Origin of the sequence: Streptomyces sp. NPDC056231 (genome assembly GCF_048270745.1) — a bacterium.
Taxonomy (GTDB): Bacteria; Actinomycetota; Actinomycetes; order Streptomycetales; family Streptomycetaceae; genus Streptomyces.
In genome coordinates, this window is sequence record NZ_JBLVKW010000170.1 from 1 (window position 1) to 4,312 (window position 4,312).

Annotated in this window: 3 protein-coding genes and 3 pseudogenes; 5 read left to right on the forward strand and 1 reads right to left on the reverse strand. The window is 70.2% G+C overall.

Translation table 11 applies throughout. The features are described 5' to 3' along the window. From ACNPQM_RS43680 to ACNPQM_RS43690, 3 genes and pseudogenes are all read left to right on the forward strand, one after another. A partial coding sequence (locus ACNPQM_RS43680) for an integrase core domain-containing protein (protein ID WP_418088362.1) occupies positions 1-347 on the forward strand: 347 nt, incomplete at its 5' end. A 66-nt stretch (positions 348-413) separates the two neighbouring features. Beyond that, positions 414-629 (forward strand): annotated as a pseudogene (locus ACNPQM_RS43685) (IS5/IS1182 family transposase); the annotation flags it as partial. Positions 630-741: 112 nt separating this feature from the next. Beyond that, positions 742-1,584 (forward strand): hypothetical protein, encoded by an 843-nt coding sequence (locus ACNPQM_RS43690; RefSeq protein WP_418088363.1) that lies wholly within the window; start codon positions 742-744, stop codon positions 1,582-1,584. Positions 1,585-1,740: 156 nt separating this feature from the next. Here the strand turns inward: ACNPQM_RS43690 and ACNPQM_RS43695 are convergent. Next, positions 1,741-2,025: pseudogene (locus tag ACNPQM_RS43695) on the reverse strand (HNH endonuclease); the annotation flags it as partial. Positions 2,026-2,117: 92 nt separating this feature from the next. On the opposite strand from ACNPQM_RS43695, the gene ACNPQM_RS43700 reads away from it, so the two are divergent. Then, positions 2,118-3,455, forward strand: coding sequence for a tetratricopeptide repeat protein (locus ACNPQM_RS43700; RefSeq protein WP_418088364.1), 1,338 nt, complete (start codon positions 2,118-2,120; stop codon positions 3,453-3,455). A 319-nt stretch (positions 3,456-3,774) separates the two neighbouring features. Then, positions 3,775-3,909: pseudogene (locus ACNPQM_RS43705) on the forward strand (transcriptional regulator); the annotation flags it as partial. Positions 3,910-4,312: the final 403 nt, after the last annotated feature.

Here is a 4,312-nt window from a genome sequence, read left to right on the forward strand (position 1 = left end):
ACAGCAAGTACACCGACGCCTTCGATGCCGTCTTCACCGCCGAGGACACGGAGGTGCTGCTCAGCGCGCCCCGGGCACCGCGCATGAACGCGCATTGCGAACGCGTGATCGGCACCATCCGCCGCGAGACCCTTGACCACGTCCTGATCCTGGGCGAGAGCCACGCCAGGAAGGTCCTGACTGACCACCAGGACCACTACAACGCACACCGGCCGCACCGATCCCGGCAACAGCTACCGCCCAGCGCGACCGAGCAGCCCGCAATCGTGCACGACCTCGACGACCGAAGCCTGCTCCGCACCAGGGTCCTCGGCGGCATCATCAACGAGTATCAATACGCCGCGTGACCTGCAGCGACGACTTTTCGAGCCCCACAGGCACGAGGAGAACGGGCCCATCGGCAAGGGGCTCTCGGCGTGAAACCGCTGATCGCCCGCCGGGGCACAGAACACGGCTCCGGACTCGGCACCCAACGCTAGGTCGTGGAAAGCGCGTTCGCTCACCTGCACTGGTTCCGCCGCCTGCGGATCCGCTGGGAGATACGCAACGACATCCACCAAGCCTTCCTCACCCTCGGATGCGCACTGATCTGCTGGACACGCCTGAACTCACTCCGCCAGGAGTCCTGAGCAGCTTGCGGTCGGCCGGGGGCACCAGGGCAGCACGCGGGTCGTCCAGCCAGCTGCCTCACGTCTCCCGGGCTCTCCCGGTCACCCCCCTCCAGCCCATACGATCACGCACATGTCGATCACGTCTCCTATACCAGTCCTGCGCAGTTCCAGCGGCACCGTGCTCCAATTCGACGGCGATGCACTGGTGTTGCGCCGGAAGGCCGAGGAGGTGCGGATCCCCCTCCTGGCGATCAGGCGCATCCGCTCCGAGGGCCGCGCCGTCGCCGTCGAGCTCACTGCCCCCGCCGGGACAGCGCCCTCCGTCCACCGCGTCGAAGACGTGAGCGAGGCCGCCGTCACCCTGTTCACCGACGCCGTCAACGCGGCCCTGCCTATGCGCGCCGAGGAGGCCGAGACGGTCGACGGCTCAACCATGGTCACCGCCCGCACCTTGACCGAGTCCCCGCAAGAGCGGCGAAAGCGCAGGCGAAAGATCTGGGCGCTCGCCGTCGGCCTCTCCTTCTTCGCCCTCGCACTCGCCGTCGGGATCCACGGAGAGTGGACCATCGCGCTCCAGACCCTGCTGGTCGGCCCCTTCGGCGCGGGGATCATCGCGTTCGGCGCCATGGCGGCGGACAACGTGTACCGCAAGTGGTACCTGCCCCGGTACGGCATCACCGTCGAGGCGCACAGAGTCGGGGACACGCACGTCCTGGGCGGCAGGTTCGGGACGTACGTGTACACGGACCTGCACGGCGTGAGCCGCGTCGCGCACCACAGGAGCAGCGCCACGACGGTCCAGGTCGCCTACCACCGGGCCAAACCGCACCTCGTGACCGTCTGCGAATCGCGGTCCACTACGGCTGGGGACGCGGTCCTCGCCGTGGTCCTCCTCCTCTTCGGACTCGGCGTCGAAGGCGTTGCCATCACCGTGGCCATCGCTGCCTTCCTGGGCATGTACCCCGGCTACTGACGCCGTGCCGGTGCGGACCGGGCGGGCCTGAGTTCCGGCAAGGGCGTTCAGAGGTACCCCTTGTCCGCAAAGCAGATCGCCTCCGCTTTCGCGAATGAGCCGCGCGCCGAGATCGCAGAAGCCTGGCGCCAGGGCCCCTTTTCACGCGGTGTCTGGTTAGGGCGCGGGGGTGTAGATGACGGTGTCACTGCTGCAGCCGGCCGCGATATTCAGCAGCCGGTTCTTCTTCAGCTCGTCGACGGCCAGGGCCCAGCGCAGTTTGGTCGTGGTCCACTCCGAGGCATAGCGGCACAGCGCGCCAGCGGCCGGGGGAAGCCATTCGGCAGGGTCCTGGTCGGCTTTTGACCGGTTGGACCGGGCGGTGACCGCAACCAGGCTGGACGTTTGGCCGAGGTCGTTGGCGTAGGCCTCGCGACGGGCCGCGGTCCAGGCGGAGGCGCCGACTGACGGGGAGCGTCATTCCAACTGTGCTGTATTCGAGACCGCCGGTGGTGTCGGCAAGGTGTCAGCGGCGAGCGCTATGGTGCGTGGCCGTGGACGCTACTGATCTTGACTACCGGGCCCGGACGCGGTCCGGCTGCATCCCGCCGGAGCTGGTCTCACGGCTGCTCGAACGCGGCCACGTCGGCGTGGTGGAGCTGCAGGCCGGACGCGGGGAGTGGTTCTGCGCGCTGGCGTGGGCGCGGTTGCTGGGTGAGCAGGGGCGGCAGGCCGACGCGTTGGAGGTGCTCGCCCCGTACCTGGCAACCGGCTGGTGGACGGCCGTCGTGGCCGCGGCCGAGCTGCTGGAGCGCTGGGGCCGCGTCGACGAGGCGATCGAGATCACCCGGGTCCGCATGGAGGCCGGGCACCCCATGGCGCTGGAGTCCTACACCCGCCTACTCGCCCGGCACGGCCGCGCCGAGAAGGCGTTCACCCTGCTGCGCCCGCACATCGGCGAGCTATCCCTCGCCGAGGCCCTGGTCGACATCGCGGCCGCTGCCGGCCGCGACGAGGAAGCCGCCGCGCTGCTCGCCGCCCGGACCGAGCACCGGTGTTCCGACTTCCCGTGGTGCTGCCGAGGCCTCGATCGCGACACGGCGATCGGGCTGCTCGCCACGATCCGCGAGCGCCAGGGCCGCACCGACGAGGCGATCGCCCTGCTGCGCACCGGCAGCACCAACGGTGAGCAACTGGCCGCGCTGCTGGCACGGCACGGCCGGCTCGGCGAGCTGCGGGCAGCTGCGGTGACTGATGACTCGCGGTACGCCGTACAACGGCTCGCGAGGTTGCTGGAGGAGCGCGGCGACGTGGAGGGGGCGATCGCGGTATACCGGCAGTCCGACGGACCCGCGGTCCACGACCCCAACTCGGCTTGCGAGCTCGCACAGCTCCTGGCCCGGCACGGCCGGGGGAACGAAGCGATCAACGTGATGCGCGTCCAGGCCGACGCCCGCAACGGGGACGACTGGATCCTCCATACTCTGTCCGGCCTGTGCCTCGACCAGGGCCGCCCCGAGGACGGCCTTGCGCACCTCGACGCCCTCGCCGCCGCCCGCGGGGGCCAGGAGGAGTGGGACCTGTACTGGATACGGCTGCCGCTGATCGCCGCCCGCGACGGCGTCGACGAAGCGATCGCACAGGCCCGCTCCCATCCCGAGGGCGCCACCTCGTACGCGGCGCCGCACATCGCCGAGCTGCTCGCCGGCGCCGGACGCACCGAGGAGGCCGTTACCGTCCTCGAACAGCACGCCTCCGCGAACAGCCATGACGTGGCCGGCTACCTCATCGACCTCGGCCGCGTCGAGGACGCCCTGGCCGTCCTCCAGCGGCGCACCCCCCGGCCGCCCGAGCTGTCGGACGGCACCTGGCGCGACGATCCCCCGTTCTGAGGCCCTGCCCGGTCATCCTGCCCGGAAGGTGTGACGTCGCTGCGTGCGCCTTCTTTGCCGGGCAGTCGCGCCGGCCCCGGTCCCGGCAGAACCGCATCGGCAGCGCGGCCGTGCGCCGCGATGCGCGCCCTGTCCCGGGTGCGGCACTCCACCACGTGGCTGCGGTGATGATGCAGTGCACCGAGCCGGAGCCGGAGGAGGACCGAGACCAGGAGCCGGGCAAGCCCCGCTGCGGCCTGTTCCGCCGCCGGACCTGACCTGGGCAAGCCCAACGGGAGCCTGGGCAAGCTGCCCCGAACGGCGGCTTGCCCAGGCCCGCGACCCCGGCGCCATGAATAGCCAGCTGCGCCACCTCCTGGCCGTGATGCCGCTCGCGTGCGTCTCGCTGGGCATCATCCCGTTCACCGCGCAGCGCACCGTGTGGCCACTGGAGGCGTTCTACTTCCACGATGACTTTGAACGACTGGATCGCTTGGAGGCCGCGCCCGGGATCCGGGCTGTCTGAGCTGCCAGGGTCTTGCCCGGCACTGACGGAGCGGTGCCGTGCGGCGGGGAGTGGGTTGCACCCAAGGGCGGCTGGACAGTGGGTTGGACGGTTGCTTTCAGCGGGGGACCGGAGGTACTGCCGCAGGTGTGGACCCCCCAAATTGGACACCGCCTATTTCTGCAGGTCACCCCTTGTGGGCAAGCCGGTCCCGTGCGCCGACACCTTTCCCACGCGATAGCCGAGGGAAAGAGGTGTGCTTCGAGTCCCGGGGCCGACGGGCTGCGGCGGCGGAGGAAACCCCTGGTCGCCCGTTGATCGGGATGGCAGGGTCTGCCTCCACTCGAAGGGAGCTCCGCGATGACTGAGACGG